The following is an 18079-nucleotide window of genomic DNA, read 5'->3' as shown; positions in this document are numbered from 1 at the left end:
ATGACCCTCGCCATCTACGACGATGCCGGTCGGCCAGTCTCGGCGGAGCGCATTGCTGCGATCCGGTCGGGCTCTGGCGACGTGCCCGAGCCGGCCTATCGCGCCGGCAGTTACCGCGGGCAGGAGTTCGCGGCCTGGGCGCCGCCGCCGACCTCGGCCGATTCCGCGGTGCTGCCCTATCGCAACCTGTCGGTGGCGCGCACCCGCGACGTGGTGCGGAACGATCCGACCGCGGCCTCGGGCGTCGCGCGCCTGGTCGAGATGCTGGTCGGCGCCAAGCTGACGCTGTCGAGCAAGCCGGATGCCCGCGCGCTCGGCCTGGACGCCACCGACAAGGGCCATCGCAAGATCCTGCGCGATCTCTCCGGCGCGATCGAGTCCGAATGGTACCAGTTCGGCAACGATCCGCAGCGGCGCTGCGACGCGCAGCAGCGGCTGTCGATCAACGGCATCTTCCGCCTTTTGGCGCGCACCTTCGCGACGCTGAACGAGACCACGGCGGTGATGAAGTGGAAGCCGGCGCGCGGTGGCCGCTATGCCACCTGCGTTCGCGCCGTCGATCCCGACCGGCTGTCGAACCCCTACAGCCAGCCGACCACGCAACATTTGCGCGGCGGCATCGAGTTCGACGACGACGGCGTGCCGCTCGGTTATCATTTGCGCAACGGTCATCCCGCCGACTGGTACATCGTGCCGCCGCCGCTGACCTGGACCCGGATTCCGGCGCGCACGGCAAGCGGCCGGCCCGTGTTCGTCCACGGCTTCGAGCCCGAGCGCGAGGATCAGGCCCGCGCCATGACGCCGTTCGCGGCGCTGGTGAAGCGGCTGCACATGGTCGGCAAGTTCTCCGACACCGAGCTCGCATCGGCGACTGTGAACGCCCTGTTCGCCGCCTTCGTGAAGTCGTCGCTTCCGGTCGGCGAGGCCACCGCCGCGTTCACGCCGCAGACGGTGTCGACGCTGGAGGGCAAGCGGCTGAACTACTGGGCCGAGAATCCGGCTCGGATTGGCGGCGTGCGCATCCCGGTGATGCCGATCGGCGACGAGATCCAGATCAATTCCTCGCCGCGGCAGACCACGGCGTTCCCCGACTTCCAGAAGGCGTTCCTGCAGTCGATCGCGGCGGCGCTCGGCATCTCCTACCAGCAGCTCTCCGGCGATTGGGAGAGCATCAACTATTCCAGCGCGCGCGCCGCGCTCAACGAGGTGTGGCGGCACATCCAGATGCTGTTTGCCGCCTTCGTCGACCAGGTCGTGCTGCCGATTCACTATTGCCAGCTCGAGGAGGCGTTCGACCGCGGCTATATCAAGCCGCCGGCGGGCTGCCCCGATTTCTGGGACGTGCCGGGCGCCTATTTGCGCGCGCGCTGGATTGGCCCTGGCCGCGGCTATGTCGACCCGGTCAAGGAAGCGCAAGGCGCGAGCCTGCGCATGGGCGCGATGATCTCGACGCTGGAAGACGAATGCGCCGACCTCGGCCGCGATCTTGAGGACACCCTCGACCAGATCGCGAACGAGGAGGAGATGCTGAAGGAGCGCAGCCTGACGCGCACCATCTCCGCCGGCAGCGGCATCCAGCCGGATCCGTCCGACGTGGGCAATGACGAAGATCCCAACGAGCAGAAGCAGGACAGGAAGGCGAACGCATGACCTTGCTGATGCCGCATATCGCCTCGCGCATGTTCAACACGCCGCTGATGATCGACGCCGGCAAGCTGGCGGCGATTCTGGCCGGCCTCGGCGGCCGCATCGTCGAGGGCGGTGTCGAGCTCGGCGACATCGCGGCAATCGAGCACAGCGCGTTCGCGGCGGGCCGGCCCTCCGAGCAGCTCGGCCGGCTCGGCGATCGCCTGGGCCGGGCGCGGGCGCGCGACGGTGGCCGCATGTTTGATCAGGTCGGCGGCACCGCGATCATCCCGATCGAAGGCACGCTGATTCACAAGGGCGCCTTCCTCGGGCAGTCCTCGGGCGAGACCTCATATGAGGGACTGCAGGCCCAGATCAGTGCGGCGCGCCGCGATGCCTCGGTGCGCGGCGCTTTGTTTGAGGTCGACACCTTCGGCGGCGAGGGCGCCGGCCTGTTCGACACAGCGCACATGATCGCCGAACTCAGCCGCGAGAAGCCGACGCTCGCGATCGTCAATGACTTCGCCTATTCGGCCGGCTACGCGCTGGCCTCGGCTGCGCGCCAAATCGTGCTTGGCAGTGCCGGTGGCGTCGGCTCGATCGGCGTCGTCACCATGCACCTCGATCATTCCAAGCGGCTCGAACGCGCCGGCACCAAGGTGACGGTGATCCATTCCGGCAAGCACAAGGCCGATGGTCATCCCTTCGGCGAGCTTCCGCCTGACGTCGCGGCGAAGATTCAGAACCGTGTCGATGCCATGCGTGACGAGTTCGCGGCCATGGTCGGCCAGTTCCGCGGGCCGCGCCTGTCCAAGGCCGCCGCGCTCGCGACCGAGGCGGACGTTTTCTACGGCGAGGCCGCGGTCAAGGCGGGTCTCGCCGATGGCGTCGCGCGGCCTTCGGAAGCCTTCAGCCAGTTCGTCTCGCTGATCGGCTGATCGTCATCACCAACGGTCTCGCGACGGCGAGCCACAACAAGGAGCCTGAAGATGTCAGGACTTTCTGGAATTGCCGCCGTGCTTGCGGCGATCGGTCTGAGTGCGGAATCGAAGGATGCAGTGCCGCGGGCCGCCCTCGACAGCGCGATCAATGCGGCGCTCGCCGAGGGCGAGAAGGCCGGCGTGATCAAGGCCGGCAATGATGCCGGCAAGATTGCGCTGGACGCGATCGGCAAGGAGCGCAGCCGCGCCAAGTTGATCCTCGGCCATGCCGACGCCAAGGGCCGCGAGGACCTCGCGCACCATCTCGCCTTCGAGACCGACATGAGCGCGGAGGCCGCGACCGCGATGCTGGCCAAGGCGCCGAAAGCGGCCGAGGTCAAGACATCGCGCCTCGACGGCCAGGTGCCGGATCCGAAGGTCGAGTCCGCCAGCGCGGAAACCCAGAAGCCTGGCGAGGGGCTCGCCAGCGCGGTCGACCGGCTGATCGCCGATCGCGCCAAGCGCGTCGCCTGAAGATTTCTGCCGGCTTCACCTCAACCCTCTGATCCACAAGGAATCCATCCATGGTCCTCAAGACCCTCTCGCTGACCGAGCCGCGCATTGAAACCAATGTGCTCAAGTACGTCGTCGACGATTTCATCTCCAAGGCGCAGGAGATCCTGCAGGCCGGCTCCGGCTCAGACAACGTCGCCGATGTCGGCACGGTGCTCGGCGCCATCACGGTCGGCGCGCTCAGCGCGGCCTATGCCGCGCGCGCCGGCAACACCGGCAACTTCACCAACGCCTTCGCCAACCCGGCGGTGGCGCCTGGCTCACCGACCGGCGTCTACACCGTCACCTTCCTGACCGCGACCCGGTTCCGGGTCGAGGATCCCAACGGCACCGAGCTCGGCGAAGGCACGACGGGCGTCGCCTTCACCAACCAGCTCAAGTTCACCATCACCGCCGGCGGCACGGCCGCCGTGGCCGGCGACGCCGCCGACATCACGGTGACGGCTGCGGCCGTCTCGACCGTCAAGGTGGTGCCGATCAACTTCGCCGCGACCGATGGCAGCCAGAACTTCTTCGGCATCGCGCTGCAGAAGAAGATCGCTGCGAACGGCGGTTCCGACCAGAATATCCTCGTGCTCCGCCGCCTGGCCTGCATCGATCCGAACTACCTGATCTGGCCAGCCGGCGCGACCGCGGGCCAGCAGGCCGCAGCGCTCGCCCAGGCGCTCACCAACATGATCGTGCAGCGACCGAGCTGACGCTCGGTTTCGCGGAAATTCGCTTCTTCCCGTCAACCTAAGCCCCGGCATTGCCGGCGGCATTCTCTCATGAGGATCACCGGCAATGTCCGAACTTGACACCGTCAATTTTCCGTTCACCGCGATTCAGCTCTCGAACGCGGTGAACCGCATTCCCAACAATTACGGACTGCTCAACGCGCTCGGCCTGTTCCCGACCTCGGGCTCGATCTCGACTATTGTCGAGGTCACGATTGAGGACGGCACCATCCGCGTGCTCGCCGCCAAGGAGCGGGGCGCGCCCGGCACCTCGAACGATCGCCTGCCGCGCAAGTCGTTCTGGGTCGAGGTGCCTCACTTCCCGATGGAGGACCTGATCACGCCGCGCGACCTGCAGAACATGCTGACCATCGTCGCGCAGTCGAAGACGCCGCGCACGCTTGACGATGAGATGGCCAAGCGCCTCTTCACCATCCGCAACAAGCATTCCATCACCCTGGAATGGATCCGGATGGGCGCGCTGAAGGGCCTGATCACCGACGGCAACGGCGACACGCTGCTCGATCTCTACGCTTTCTTCGGCATCACCAAGAACACCATCGACTTCACGCTCGGCACAACCACCACGGACATCATCTCGCTGTGCCAGCAGCTGCGCCAGTCGATCGCCACCAACCTGAAGGGCGAGACCATGACCCGGCCGGAGGTCATCGTCGACACCAACTTCTTCAACAAGTTCGTGCAGCATCCCAAGGTCGAGAAATTCTGGCTCAACTGGAACGCGGCGAGCGAGCTCGCACGCGCCAAATATGACCTGGCGGGCGGACAGCTCGGCCGCGTGTTCGAGTTTCAGCAGATCCTCTGGCGCGAATATTACGGCGTCGCACCGGTCGGCAAGCCGCCGGTTTCGACGCCGTTCGTGCCGGCCAACTACGGCTATGCCTATCCGGCCGGCACCCAGAACATGTTCGAGACCTGGAACGCGCCGGCCGACGATATCCGCGTCGTCAACCAGCCCGGCCAGGACATCTGGGTGAGCCCGAAGATCCTCGACCACGGCGAGGGCGTCGAGCTGAAGTCGCAGTCGAACTGCCTTGCGCTGTGCAAGCGGCCCGAGGCGCTGGTCGAGGTCAAGACGAGCAACTGAGCTGTCACCCTCTCGCTGACCCGGACAGGAGAGGGGATTCGGCCGGTACTCGCGCGGCGCCGGTGGCATGAAGGCCGCGCATGTCTTTTGAGGCTCCCGATCGATGTCTACTCCCTTCGAGCTTGCCGCCGCGCAGACCTCCGCGGCGGTCGACAGCGTGTTCGGCGAGCCATTCACCTTCGTCGGCATGAAGACCGGCGACGACGTCGACGCCGCGCGCATCGCGGATCCCGATCGGCCGGCGTTCGATGCGATCGGAGCCTATGTCGCCGTGACGTCGGCGCTCTATCCGCATGCCCGCGGGTCGATCGCCGACGACCACGTGCAGAAGACAGTGGCCTCGCAGCCGCTGGTCTCGATCGACAACGCCAATCTGCAATGGGCTGTTGTCACCGGCGACCGCTGCACGCGCCAGAAGACCGGCGAAGTGTTCGAAATCTCGCGCCCGATGCCCGACGGCGTCAAGCGCACGATCTTTCATCTGACCGCGCGCAAGCGCTGAGGAGCTCGAGATGCCGAGTGAAATCCTTGCGATCGGGACTGGCGCGGCCAATTCTGCGGACCAGGTCGTTGCGGCGGGGGCACCTCTGACCGTGTGTTTGAAGGTATCGGCAGGTCAAGTGTTGGGCAGTGCGGCGCAGGTCAACATCCTCCTGAAGGATGACGCCGGACAATATCGGCAAGTCGACGGCCTGACCTATCGTACGCCGGCGCTGATGATCGTTGCGGCTGGCACCTATCGCTTCAGCCGCACGGCCGGCAGCGATTCCTGCGGTGTATTCAGTGGCTAGCGTCGGCCAGCCGATCACATTGCCGCTGACGCAGCCGTTGATGCTGGCGCTGCCGGCTGCCACCCTTGAAACGACAGGCAGCGGTGGTCCGGCTGCGCCTGTGCTTGCGATGGATCCATCCTGGAATTCATCTCAAGCCCGTCCGATCTTCGATATCGATGCTGCGTTCGCAGTCGGCGGCGGGGATGATCTCCAGTTTGAATATCAGACTCCCGGGGCTGGGTGGTCGTCTCCAACGGTCGTGCATCATACTGTTCTGAGCGGCGAAATCAGCGGCATTCAGGTCTCTTTAGGCATTGGTGCACTGGCGAGCGGCAATTGGGAGGCGCGTTGCAAGTTCGCGCATTCACCTCCGAACTATAGTGGCTATTCGAATGTGCAGCCGTTCACCATCGCGGCGGCTCAGAATCTGACTCTGCAAGCAGGTACTGGAGCCTTTGTGATAACTGGCACGCCGATGGTGACGGGGGTCGATCGCGTTTTGGCCGTCGCGCCTGGCATATTCAACGTCACAGGATTCCCGGCCACGCTGTCAAAGGTCGCAGCCGCTTACAACGGTCCGGGTGACGTGTTCAGTTCGGCGTGGGCTTGGTACAGCCCGGCGCGAGCGTACAGCTCTGCTTATGCGGCGGGGCTTGGCCCCGTGATGGACGTGGTCGACCAAGCGGGCGCCAACCAGATTACGATCAACATTCTATCGACCGGATTCGTTGACGTGGCATCGCTCAATGCGTGGATCTCCGCGCATTCGGTCACATCGGTTTGCGTCAAAAAGCTCTATGACCAATCCGGCAATGGCCGTGATGTGGTGCAAGCGACGCTCGCCAATATGCCGCGCCTCGTGCTGAGCGCGACGCCGCTCGGGACGCTACCAGTGCTCGACGGCACATCCGGCACTACCTGCTACTTGCAGACGGCTTCGACGTTCAGCATTTCGCAGCCGATGACCTATTCGGCTGTCCAGAAGCGCACGTCCGGAACGGCAAATGGCGGCTCCATCGGTGCGGCAAACGGCGCGACGTTCGCTGGCTGCGGCACCGGTGCAAACCTTGCTATGGCGTCAGCCGGCGCGCAGGTTACGAAGGCGGCTACTGACAACGCTTGGTACGCGCTTCAAGCGCTGGTCAATACGACATCTTCAGCACTTAACGTCGGCGGCTCGGACACGGCCGGGCTCAGCATGGGTACGCAAACATGGGCTAGCACCAATATGCGCCTGCTGCGCGCCGGTTCACTTCAGTTCATGGGGCACGTGGCGGAAGTCGGGATGTGGACGGTGACCTCGACAGCGACCGATCGCAACAACCTCTACGCCAACCAGCACGGCCCTTACGGCTACGGCAGCAGTGGGTGGTAAATGACTGGATCGATGCGTTTCGCCCCCAACAGCGCCCATAACCTTCAGACCGTCTCGGCAATCAACTATGGTCCATCGACCGTCGCCAGCGCCGCCATCGGCTCGGCAACCACGACTAAGCTGCTATTCCGCCATCCGTTTTTGATCGGGGGTGGCGACGTCAGCTCGATAACGCTCAGCAATCTCGCCTGGTATTTGCAGAAGAATGTCGGCGTCACGGCGCTCGGCAATGGCTTCGTCATCGATTCGTGCGCGATAGAATACAACGGCGCCCACCAGAACGTGACTTTCGGCGGCTTGCGCAACAAGGCGATCAATGCTGGCGACACCGACATTCAGGCCGATCCACTTTCAGCATCTGCGTTTGGCCTTAGCGCGTTTACGCAGGGGTCGATAGGCTACATTCGCTGCCAGCTTAGCTTTAGCACCCCGGCCACCGATCAGTTTCCGCAGAATTCTTACAGGCATTCATCGGACACCATACCAGCAGTCCTGTTCGACCCAAACAAGGTCAGCGTGACGAATGGCGTGGATGCTACGGGTCCGATCACATACAGCATGATCAACAGCGGTGTTGACGGCACCGACGCTGTGCATCAGACCAACTTCTATACGCCTATCGTCCTCGGAAATTTCGTGCAGCCCGGTCGCTTCGCCACCTTCTTTATGGCCGGGGACAGCATCATGGCCGGTTTTCAGGACAACACCGGCAACAGCATGGCGGCCTCCGGCTATACGCGAGCCATGTTCCCTCGGGGCATTGGATCGTCGGTCAACGTACTCGCATGCCTCAACTTTGCGTGCCCGGGCGGCATCGGATCGGATTGGGCCAATGGCACACCAGCCAAGATCCTCGCCTATTTGAAGTACGCGAAGTACGGGATTGAAGCGTATGGCGCCAACAATCCAACGGTGAGCTTTTCGACGGCTATCCATGCTCAGATGCGAGCGGGTGGCATCGTCGGTATTTATCGCATCAGCATCACGCCATCAGATACGTCATCGGACTCCTTCACAACGGCGGGCGGTCAGACCTATGCATCAGGCTATGGACCGGGCGGCGGGATGGCGACATTCAACACGGCAATGCAGGCGCTGGTTGCGTCGGACTTCACGTGGGTCGATCCCCTGGGGATGCGCGACGGTGGTGGCTCTGGTGACTACTGGAAGTGGTTTACCAACGGAACGGCGCTTTATGCCGTCGGCAGCGATGGCCTCCACCCATCCTCGAATGGCTATGAGTTGGAAGTAGGTGGCAGTGCCACTGTGATCTCAAACTCAGGCACAGCCACCAACAATATGCGACAGCTGTTCGCTTCTCTCACCTAGAGGACTGACGCATGACAGCGCCATTCAACAAATTCAACTCGACGGTCGACGCGCTGAGCAAAAAATTGCTCAACCTCAGCTCCGACACAATGAAAGTCGTGTTCACCAATGCCGCTCCGGTTGCGACAAACGTCGCCTACACCGATCTGACGAGCGAGGTCGCGAACGGAAACGGCTACACGACAGGAGGCTTGGCGACTACGCCGACATTATCGAACTCATCCGGCACCGAAAAGCTAGTTTGCGTCAACGTGACGCTGACGGCAACGGGTGCGGTAGGACCGTTCCGCTACGTTGTCTTGATTGACGCGACGGCAACCGGCCACGAGCTGATCGGTTGGTGGGACTACGGCAGCAGCATTTCATTAGCAAACGGCGATACGTTCACCGTTAGCTTTGACGCGACGAACGGCGTTCTTACGATCGCATAATCCGATTTCGGTATCCGCGATGCCCTTCGCAACTCAACATAACGGCGGCAAGACGCAACTCGGCCTCAACACGACGGCCGCGCAGTTTCCTTTTATCGACTATATGAGGGCTTGCTCTACTGACTGGTCAAATCGCACTGGCACGAAGGCGAACTGGATCGTCGATCCCACGCTTCGTGATGCTAACGGACAGCCGACTGGTGTGACTGGCGGTTCAGCGGGCTACTATACGTCTATCAAAATACCTTCCTCGGCTTCGCGCTCCAACCACTACGTCATGAAGTGGGACGGCGCAGGTACGTTTATCGCGCCGGGGGGAACCGTCACGGGAGGTAGCCTAACTTCCGGTACCGGGGGTGGTCGTATCACTTTCGACCCGACCCCTGATGCGAACTTTACGCGGACACTGTTTGTGACGATCTCGTCCTTAAGCGCGTCGCCAGACCACATTAGAAATATTCGTGTTTGCCACGCAGACGACGAAGCGGACCTTGATGCTGGGAAGATCTTCCAGACGCAATTCAAGAACAGGATTGCCGACCTCGGGGTCGGCGTTATCCGCTTCATGGATTGGACATACACCAATATATGTCGCATCACGAAGTGGTCGGATCGCAAACCTACTTCGTACTGGTCGTGGGTGTTGCCTGAGTGGCGAGCGGCGTTCCAATCACCCTCGGGGCTAACGACTGGAGGAACCGGAACGGCGTTCACGCTGGCGTTTCCCGGCTTCACGCTCGTCGACAAAGCAATCGTCCAAGTCTATTTCGACCGCAGCCAAGCCGGCGCCTGCACTCTCAATGTCAATTCCACCGGCGACATCAACATAATCTCTCACAACAGCGTTCCGCTATCGAGCGGCGGCAACTCGCTGATTGTAGGCAATGCCTCCAATAGTTGGGCGACGCTCGTTTACGATGCAGGTCTTAATGCTTGGATCAAGTACGGAGGCGACGCAGCTTTCGGGAACAACTATCCTGGTTTCGTCAATGGTGCACCGTTTGACGTAATGCTGCGACTGTGTGCTGAGACGGGCACGCATCCCTGGTTAAACATTCCGTTCTTGTCGGATGACCTGAACGACTTCTGCCCGAACCTCGCAGCTTATGCTCGCGATTGGATCAGCACGAACAACGTGCCTTGGATGAAGCCCTTTTTTGAGGGGCAGAACGAAATATTCAACGGCTTTGCTAGCTTCCACGCGAACGGATACGCCAGCGCAAAGCAGGGCATCATCAATGGCGCGCCGTGGCCTTCGGGGGTGCAGAGCGCGACGACCTATAACGTCACCGCTGTTGCGGTGAATGGAAGTGATGCCGCCAAGACGGATATAATCTTCTCTGCCGCTCCTGCAGTTCAGGTTGGTGGCCTCGTCAACGGCAACAACTTTGGCGGCATGGGCTCCGGGTGGGGAAGCTCCGGAACGCTATTCACGGCGTACGTCACGGCTGTTAACGTCGGAGGCAATCCGAACAAGATCACCGTGAATAAGCAGTATGCCGGCGCGTACACTTCGGGTGGCACCATTGTTGCCAATCTCGTGGATTTCGAGGATTGGTACGGCACGCATATCTCAAAGATCGGACAAGCTGTCAGTGCGGCGTTCGGCAACGATCGAACGAAGTACGAAGTAGTATGCGGCGTGCAGACGGCAAACGGATCGACCAGCGGTGGCTGCAATAGTAGCAACACGCGCCTTGCTTCTTATTCCAGCGTGTGGGCTGGCGGATCGGCCGCCTACAATTGGGTCACTGCGATCTGCACGGCTCAATATTTCACCCCTTCGGACTACAACACAGCCAACGAAACAACCGACATTGCAAATTGGGCATCTGTTCAGGGGACCGGGTACATCTCCGGGACCGCGCTCCATATGAGCACTTATTCTATCGGGAGTGGCTTTTCCGCGGGACAGGAGATCAACGGTTACGGCATCGTAGTAGGCACGAAGATCGTCAGCGGATCGGGGGCCGATTACGTCGTGGATACGTCGCAGACCTACGCGAGCGCTGGCGCTCCAGCGGCGATTTATGGTGGAGACACTGCAACGCGACGCAGCACTGAGAAAGCATACATCGCCACCAACCTCACCGGCGCCGGCTCTTTCAATATTCCGAAGGCATACACGTTCTTCCAAAATTGGGCGAATTGGGCGAACGGATTTGGCGTCAAAAAGATGTTTGGCTATGAGGGCGGATACTCTCCTGACTTCCCCTCCGCTTCCGGGTCAACATTGACGGCGCAGTTTCGGCAGGCTACCAAATACTGCCCCGACCTCGTGATACAATTATCAAACGTCTATCGGGAGTTTTGCGGACAAGGGACGACGATCAGTTATCCTTCCGGCTTCGTCGCGTCGTTCCCGTCTTGCTATTTCTTCGTCGGAAACCAGCCATCGGATTATGCGTGGGCTGTCCTTGAGACGATCTATCAGGCGAACACACCGCAGTACGACGCGATCCGGCTGTTCAATGCGGGCAAGAGCCGTTTGGTTGTTAGCACCTAAAGTCTATGAGGATGCGATGTCGGTTCTTCCATCCTCAATCTCTCGATCTCGGCTCGTCGTGCTGCAGAAAGACGCCCGTCGTCTGACCTGATGGCGAAGCACCAAGCGAGACAGAAACACAATAAGATCGCGAACACGATTACTGACATCAAAGAGCTCCTTCAGGTCCAATCAAGCCTGATCTTGCTGGCAAGACCGGCTCCCTCAATTCTCGCTCGCAGGTTATCTGTTGCCTCGGTCAGTTCCGGATGTTGTTTCTCGTGAGTCTCCGCGACTGCAAGCCCAACACGGCTGATCGCTCCTGTGTCGATTAGCCTGTTGAGTACTTCGATCTCTGAGCCTTCGATATCGAGCTTGAGCAGGCGAACGTCTTTGTTCAGTGAGAGGATGAATTGGCTCAGGTCGATGCAGGCCACGTCTGTCGTTTCCGCCTCAACCGGCGTTCCATGGTGGAAGGACCCGGACACCGTTGCATCCACATCGTCCCACTTCGCGTGGGCTTTTGGCGCCGTAAGCGTCAAGGTGCAGTTGCGGTCCATGACGCCCTGATGAAATAGTTCGACGTTTGGAGTCCTTGCAAACCGGCTCCTGAGAACTGAGAAGCAGAGCGGGTTCGGCTCAAATGAGTAGACTTGAGCGCCTGTTCTCGCAAATGCGGAGGTCACACCACCTATGTTCGCCCCGCAATCAATGAGGACGTCTCCTCTCTCTATATTGATAGAGAGGCCGATTTCGGGGAGGTCAAGGCGGCTGTTCAAACGCACAATCTGCTGGGCGCGCTCGACGAAGCTGTTAAATCTAATCGCGCGGTGCAGTCTCTTCTTCGAAAGGGCTGACATAGATTGCAAATCCAGGTGGTGGAACTTCTTCTGTGACAAAAAAGTAATTGGAGTTGAGCGTTACCGTCGTGCTGCGGCCATCTGCCAATTCGATTACGAGAGGGCCAGGCCTAATGCCCGTCCTGTTGTTGAGCAGCCATACAGAGCGTTTCATGAATTTTGAACATTACCCCCAGTAGCCACCACCGCCAATCCCCTTGGAAAAAAGCGGCGTCGAATACTACCGTGCGTTGTTCTTCGCGCCCAGCCCCTTGACAACATGAAGTTAACGGCCGCAGCCGCGCCCCATGCTCATCCGCATCCTCTTCGCCGCCTGGGCGATCTTCCTGCTGGCCGGCCAGCTCGTCTGCGGCTGCGCCAGCCTATGGCAGATGCTGTTTCATCACTGAGGCCTTGATCCGTGACCCTTGCCCGTACCGCGCTGCGCCTGGTCGTGTCGGCTGCCCTGAAGGGGGCGGGCGGGGCGCGGCCGACCATTGCGGAGGGGCGGTTCTATGATTCCAGGATCTCGGACCTCGCGCCCGAGAGCGTGGTCGACGATGCCAAGCCGGTCGGGATCCTGCTGACCGACGGCGACGAGGGCGAGGCGCTGTCCGAGCAGAATGGCGGCTCGCCGTTCCACCGGCTGATCGAGCTCGTCATCGAGCTCGGCATGGTGCAGGCGATCGCCGCGACGGCGGACGAGGGGGGCGGCTACATTGTCGGCTATCCCGACACCGACCGCCGGCTCGAGGCCTCGCTCGATCTGCTGGAATTCCAGGTGATGCGGCGGCTGTCCTATGACCCGGCGCCGCTGCCGGTGCTGTTCCGAAAATTCGTGCGGATCCGCAAGCACGACTGCCATCGCCAGGTCACCGACGACACCGGCGTCAAGCTGGCCTGCCGGCTCCTGACGCTGACCTGCGAGGTCACTGACGACCGCGTCGAGATCTATAACAGCAGCAAGACCCAGCCCACCGGGCTCGACCTGCTGCCGGAGCCGTTGAAGAGCGTCGCCAAGGCGCTTGCCGACGGCTCCAGTGAGCTCGAGGTCTGCAACGCCATTGCGGCTGCGCTCAATCCGCCGCTTTCCGCCGGGCCCCTGGAGGGCTTTGACGCGGTGTTCGACAACAAGACTCCGACAGGCGTGGATGATCCATCGCACAAGGTCGGGGCGAATATCGATCTGCCGCAGTAGCGCGCCCACCGGCGCAAAACCCAGAGGCCTTTTCCCATGACCGAGTACGTCTATGTCCGGCCGCAGCCGGGCGGCCGGGTGCGCATGCCCGATCGCAACTTCATGCCGATGGATGCCAAGGGCGCGACGGTGCCGCGCATCGACTATTACGAGCGGCTCATCATCACCAAAGATCTCGAAGTTTGTGATCCTCCCGCCGAGGAGCCCGAGCCCGTGATCGAGGAGGCATCGCCCGTTGCCGACAGCGGCCCCATGCCGGTCGAAGAATCCCAGCTCACCCCGCGCGCGCCGCGGTCAACCAAGGAGAAATAACCCATGACCGTGGCTTTCAACCAGATCCCGTCGAACCTGCGCGTGCCGCTGTTCTATGCGGAGGTCAACGCCGGACAGTCGCCTTATTCGGGCCCGTCGCGCACGCTGCTGATCGGGCAGAAGACCGCCGCCGGCTCGGCGGCCGCGAACACGCCCGTCATCCTCTCCGGCGATCCGCAGCCCCTGATGGGCACCGGCGCGATGCTGTCGGAGATGGCGATCTGGGCCCGGCAAAACAATCCGTTCGGCGAGATCTGGATGCTGCCGCTGGCCGATCCCGGCGGCGCCACCCAGACCAACACTATCACCATCGCCAGCGGCATCCTCGGCTCCAGCGGCACCGTCTCGGTCTATGTCGCCGGCGAGAAGGTCTCGATCGCGGTGGCGCCGACCGACACCAACGCCAATGTCGCCACCAACCTCGCGGCCGCCATCAACGCCGGCTATGTTAAGTTCGGCCGGGTGCTGGCCTTCCCGGTGATCGCCGCAGCCACCACCAACGTCGTGACGCTGACCGCGCGCAACGCCGGCGCTCTTGCCGCAAAGCTATCGATCCTCACCAACCTGGTTGGCGACGAAGGGCCGCTGCAAACGTACCTCACGGTTGCCGCCGGCACAGCCGGCACCGGCACGCCGACGCTTGGCACGGCGCTCGCCGCGCTCGGCGACATGGAGTTCGACTACATCTGCTCGCCCTATGCCGACACCACCTCGCTCGACGTCATCAAGGACTTCCTCGGGGGTACCTCGGGCCGCTGGTCGCCGATCCAGCAGATCTACGGCCACTACCTCACCGTGATGTTCGACACCTTCTCGAACCTCGCCGCGTTCGGCACCGGCCGCAACGATCCGAACGTGTCGATCCTCGGCGTCGCCGAAAGTCCGTCGCCGCCCTGGCGCTGGGCCGCGGCCTACGGCGCGCGCATCGCCGGCGACAAGAATCTCGGCGGCGAGGTCGACCAGGCCTACCGCATCAGCGTGCCGGTGCAGACGCTGGATCTGGTCGGCATCAAGCCACCGGCGAGCCGCGTCAACTGGTTCAACATCACCCAGCGCCAGACGCTGTACCAGGATGGCATCGCCGGCTTCAAGGTTGCGCCCGACGGCACGGTGATGCTCGACCGCGTCGTCACCACCTACCAGCTCAACAGTTACGCGCAGCCGGACATCACCTGGCTCGACATCGAGACCCGGCTGCAGATGGTCTACTTCATCCGCTACATGCGCCAGCGCATCACCCAGAAATACGGCCGCTGTGCGCTCGCCGACGACAACCCGAGCGCCAACCCGGCGATCGTCACGGCCAAGATCCTCAAGGCCGAATGCGTGCACGTCTACAACGAGCTCGAGTTCGGCGGCCTGGTCGAGAACTCCAACCTGTTCGCCAAGTCGCTGGTGGTGGAGCGCTCGAGCGATCCGGACCGCGTCAACGCCTATCTGCCGGTCGACGTCGTCAACCAGTTCCGCGTGTTCGCCGCCAACGCGACGACGTTCCTGCAATTCCCCGCGTAAGGCCGAAGGCCCTATCGCGATCGCGACCGCGCGAGCCAGTTGGCTCGTCGCGGCGCGCACCCCACGCTCAAACCTCCTGAGGAGTTTCATCCATGTCCCACACTTCCGGCGGCCGCGTCTCCACGGTGATCGGCGGCATTGCCTATTCGGCGCGCGGCGTCATCACGCTCGACCCGTCCAACATCTCGGTGACATCAGGCGTCAACCAGGACGGCACGGTCTATCGTAACGTGGCGCCCAAGGCGCGCACGGCGGAGATCACCTTCGACAGCTTCGTCACCGTCAATGACGAACCGCTGCGCTGGGATGAAAGCATCATGCTTCTCACCAATCTCGGCATCACCTTCGTCGAGGACGACACCAACATCACCCACATCCTGTCCGGCGGCTTCTTCACCGGCAGCCCGCAGCACGACACTTCGAGCGGCGAGGTCTCCGGCCTTGGCCTTGCCGCCGACAGCTACAAGACGCTGAACGGGTAGGGATTGGATTATGGGCGAGACCATCACGATTCCGCTGAAGAAGCCGTTGATCGCGCCGGAAGGGCCGGTCAACCAGGTGGTGCTGCGCGAGCCGACCTTCGACGAGTTTCTCGTGCACGGCGATCCCTACACCGTGGCGCGCTCGGTTGGCGGCGTGCCATTCGCCGCCGAGAACCCGGAGGTGATCGCGCAGTACATGAAGCTCTGCCTGGTCGAACCGAAGGATCCGCAAGTGTTGCGCCAGGGCAAGGCGCGCCTCGCCAAGGAGATGAAGGAGGCGCTGCTCAGTTTTTTCCACCCCGACGCGGCGGCAAGCGAGGACTCGAGCGAGGCCTGAGAGACCTCGCCGACGAGCTCGCCTTCGGCGGCGTCGGGCGCAACTCCTTTCACGATCTGCAGCAGCTCACGATCTCCGAGCTGCAATATTGGCATAGCCGCGCGGTCGCCTGGACTAAGCGGCCGAAACCGAAACCCACGACACGGCGATAAAGCTCTATGGCCAAGATCATCGAGGCGAAGGCGGTCATCAGTGCGGAGGACCGCACCGGCGCCGTGTTCGACAAAATCGCCAAGAAGATCGACGGCATCGCCAAATCGGCGCGGTCCTCGGTCGCGGTCGAGCGGCTCGCCAAGTCGATGGACTCGGTGCAGAAGCAGATGGCCGCGATCGACCGCTTCTCCGGCACGCGCACCCGCTATGACGCCGCGCTGAAGCAGATGCGCTACCTCGAGGCCGAGGCCAAACGCGTTGACAGCATGGTCAAGGGCCTCGGTGCCTCGGTCGACCAGAAGGCGGCCGCCGCCGAGATGAAGCGGATCGCGGCCGCGACCGATGCGGCCTCGAAGGCGCTCGATCGCGAGCGCAATGCCGCGCTCAATGCCCGGCGGGCGCTGTCCGAGCTCGGCGTTCCCATCAGCGGCGCGATCGCGCACCAGGACCGGCTGCGCGCCGCGGTCGACCGCGCCAATTCCGCGCTGGAGCGCCAGCCTGGCCGGGTCTCCCGCGCGGCCCGGGCCGCCGCCCGCGGCATCGGTTCGACCCTGCCGTTTGCCGGGCCGGCGATCCTGCACGGCACCAAGGAGGCGGCGCGGTCGGGTGCGGAGATCCAGTCCGAGATCGTGAAGATGCGCGCCGCCGGCATTCCGGAGGCCGACATCCAGCGCGCGATCGGCGAGAGCGCCGAGCTGATGCCGAAATACACCAACGTCAAGCAGGCGACCTCGCTGGAGCGGTTCAAGGAGCTGCGCTCGGTGCTGCTGCATCCGGAGGAGGCGCACCAGCTGCTCGAGCCGACGGTGAAGGCCAACGCTGCCATGAACGCGCTCGATCGCTCCGGCCAGCTCGCCGAGGGACTCGGCTTCGCGGTCAAGGGCGCCGAGGTGCTCGGTCGCGCCCAGGATCCCAAGAAGTTCGAGCATTATCTCGACAGCTTCATCAAGGCCCAGCAGGTGATGGGCAAGACCATCACGCCGGAGCAGATGTACGAGCTCGCCAAGTACACCAAGGCCTCCGGCTCGACGCTGTCCGACCGCTTCCTCAACACCACGGCGATGTCGCTGTCGCAGGAATTGGGCGGCGCCACCACCGGCGTCTCGCTCGACCAGTTCGTCAAGCAGATCACCGGCGGCTTCCAGGGCAACCAGCATTCGGCGGCCAAGGAGTTCGTCGCGCTCGGCCTTGCCAACAAGGACGATTTCGAGACCACCAAGACCGGCGAGATCAAGGGCATGAAGCCGGGCCGCAAGATCCCGGGCGCCGATCTCGCCCAGACCGATCCCGACCGCTACGTTTATGAGCGGCTGCTGCCGGCGCTGGAGAAGGCCGGCATCACCGACCAGAATGCGCAGATCGCCCAGGTCCGGCGCATGTTCCCGTCGGGCCGCGCCGCCGACGTCGTCTCCAAGTTGATCACCCAGCGCGAGAGCTTCGCCAATCACGCCAAGCTCTACGGCGAGGCGCAGGGCCTCAACGCCATCGGCAACAATCAGCAGGATCCGTTCGTGGCGATGAATTCGCTGACGACGTCGATCTCAAATTTCGCCGGCGTGCTGACCAGCCCGGTGATGCAGAACGCCGCCGGCGTGATGTCGGGCCTCGCCACCGCGATCGGCAGCTTCAGCGAGAGTCTCGCCGGCTTCAACAAGGAGCATCCCGATCTCGCCAAATGGGCCGGCGGTACCGCGCTCGCCGGCGGCGCGGCGGTCGGAGGCGTTGCGACCTATAGCCTGATCTCGGGCCTGATGACCGGCTTTGGCCTGCCAGCCTCGGCTGTCGCACTGGACACCTCCGCGGCGGCGCTGTCGACCGCCGCCGCCGAGCTGTCGGCCGCCGCGCTCAGCGGCAAGGTCGGTGCTGTCGCCACGGGCGGTGCGGCCGCCACGGGCGCCGGTGCGGCCGCT

18 protein-coding genes are annotated in these 18079 nt (G+C 62.9%); 17 read left to right on the top strand and 1 reads right to left on the bottom strand.

What is annotated here, in order from left to right:
- The 11 genes from XI06_RS15575 (at position 1) to XI06_RS15525 (ending at position 11357) form a co-directional block, all read left to right on the top strand.
- Positions 1–1650, top strand: coding sequence for a phage portal protein (locus XI06_RS15575; RefSeq protein ID WP_271605789.1), 1650 nt, complete (start codon positions 1–3; stop codon positions 1648–1650).
- Positions 1647–2564, top strand: a complete 918-nt coding sequence (locus XI06_RS15570; protein WP_271605788.1) for a S49 family peptidase — start codon at positions 1647–1649, stop codon at positions 2562–2564. The genes XI06_RS15575 and XI06_RS15570 overlap by 4 nt, the downstream gene beginning before the upstream one ends.
- Before the next feature lie 51 nt (positions 2565–2615).
- Positions 2616–3080, top strand: coding sequence for a hypothetical protein (locus XI06_RS15565; protein WP_271605787.1), 465 nt, complete (start codon positions 2616–2618; stop codon positions 3078–3080).
- Positions 3081–3130: 50 nt separating this feature from the next.
- Positions 3131–3817, top strand: a complete 687-nt coding sequence (locus XI06_RS15560) for a head decoration protein (RefSeq protein ID WP_271605786.1) — start codon at positions 3131–3133, stop codon at positions 3815–3817.
- A gap of 85 nt (positions 3818–3902) precedes the next feature.
- Complete coding sequence (locus XI06_RS15555; RefSeq protein ID WP_271605785.1) at positions 3903–4943, top strand: major capsid protein; 1041 nt, start codon at positions 3903–3905, stop codon at positions 4941–4943.
- A gap of 103 nt (positions 4944–5046) precedes the next feature.
- Positions 5047–5445, top strand: coding sequence for a hypothetical protein (locus XI06_RS15550; protein WP_271605784.1), 399 nt, complete (start codon positions 5047–5049; stop codon positions 5443–5445).
- Between the two features lie 10 nt (positions 5446–5455).
- Positions 5456–5734: a hypothetical protein gene (locus XI06_RS15545; protein WP_271605783.1), complete on the top strand. Its 279-nt coding sequence runs from the start codon at positions 5456–5458 to the stop codon at positions 5732–5734.
- Entirely contained in the window at positions 5727–7091 is a 1365-nt protein-coding gene (locus XI06_RS15540; RefSeq protein WP_271605782.1) for a hypothetical protein, read from the top strand. The genes XI06_RS15545 and XI06_RS15540 overlap by 8 nt, the downstream gene beginning before the upstream one ends.
- 12 nt (positions 7092–7103) lie before the next feature.
- Positions 7104–8420, top strand: coding sequence for a hypothetical protein (locus XI06_RS15535; RefSeq protein WP_271605781.1), 1317 nt, complete (start codon positions 7104–7106; stop codon positions 8418–8420).
- 11 nt (positions 8421–8431) lie between these two features.
- Positions 8432–8851, top strand: a complete 420-nt coding sequence (locus XI06_RS15530; RefSeq protein WP_271605780.1) for a hypothetical protein — start codon at positions 8432–8434, stop codon at positions 8849–8851.
- Between the two features lie 19 nt (positions 8852–8870).
- Complete coding sequence (locus tag XI06_RS15525) at positions 8871–11357, top strand: hypothetical protein (RefSeq protein ID WP_271605779.1); 2487 nt, start codon at positions 8871–8873, stop codon at positions 11355–11357.
- Between the two features lie 161 nt (positions 11358–11518).
- Here the strand turns inward: XI06_RS15525 and XI06_RS15520 are convergent, their stop codons facing one another.
- Positions 11519–12196 carry an FkbM family methyltransferase gene (locus tag XI06_RS15520; protein WP_271605778.1) on the bottom strand — a complete coding sequence of 226 codons (678 nt, stop codon included), beginning with the start codon at positions 12194–12196 and terminating at the stop codon, positions 11519–11521.
- A gap of 400 nt (positions 12197–12596) precedes the next feature.
- Here XI06_RS15520 and XI06_RS15515 point away from each other — a divergent pair, with 400 nt between their 5' ends.
- From XI06_RS15515 to XI06_RS15490, 6 genes are all read left to right on the top strand, one after another.
- A complete protein-coding gene (locus XI06_RS15515) occupies positions 12597–13373 on the top strand; it encodes a hypothetical protein (RefSeq protein WP_271605777.1) in 777 nt (258 codons plus the stop codon).
- 36 nt (positions 13374–13409) lie between these two features.
- Positions 13410–13685 (top strand): hypothetical protein, encoded by a 276-nt coding sequence (locus XI06_RS15510; RefSeq protein WP_271605776.1) that lies wholly within the window; start codon positions 13410–13412, stop codon positions 13683–13685.
- A 3-nt stretch (positions 13686–13688) separates the two neighbouring features.
- Positions 13689–15197, top strand: coding sequence for a phage tail sheath C-terminal domain-containing protein (locus XI06_RS15505; protein WP_271605775.1), 1509 nt, complete (start codon positions 13689–13691; stop codon positions 15195–15197).
- Between the two features lie 92 nt (positions 15198–15289).
- The gene (locus tag XI06_RS15500; protein WP_271605774.1) at positions 15290–15679 is read left to right on the top strand and encodes a phage tail tube protein; all 390 of its coding nucleotides are present in this window, start codon (positions 15290–15292) and stop codon (positions 15677–15679) included.
- A gap of 10 nt (positions 15680–15689) precedes the next feature.
- Positions 15690–16016: a hypothetical protein gene (locus tag XI06_RS15495; RefSeq protein ID WP_271605773.1), complete on the top strand. Its 327-nt coding sequence runs from the start codon at positions 15690–15692 to the stop codon at positions 16014–16016.
- Between the two features lie 158 nt (positions 16017–16174).
- Positions 16175–18079, top strand: a 1905-nt coding sequence (locus XI06_RS15490; RefSeq protein WP_442869447.1) for a hypothetical protein, incomplete at its 3' end; no start/stop codon positions are given.

Source organism: Bradyrhizobium sp. CCBAU 11434 (assembly GCF_028128895.1).
Lineage (GTDB): Bacteria > Pseudomonadota > Alphaproteobacteria > Rhizobiales > Xanthobacteraceae > Bradyrhizobium > Bradyrhizobium zhengyangense.
This window is presented reverse-complemented; position numbering and strand designations above follow the sequence as displayed.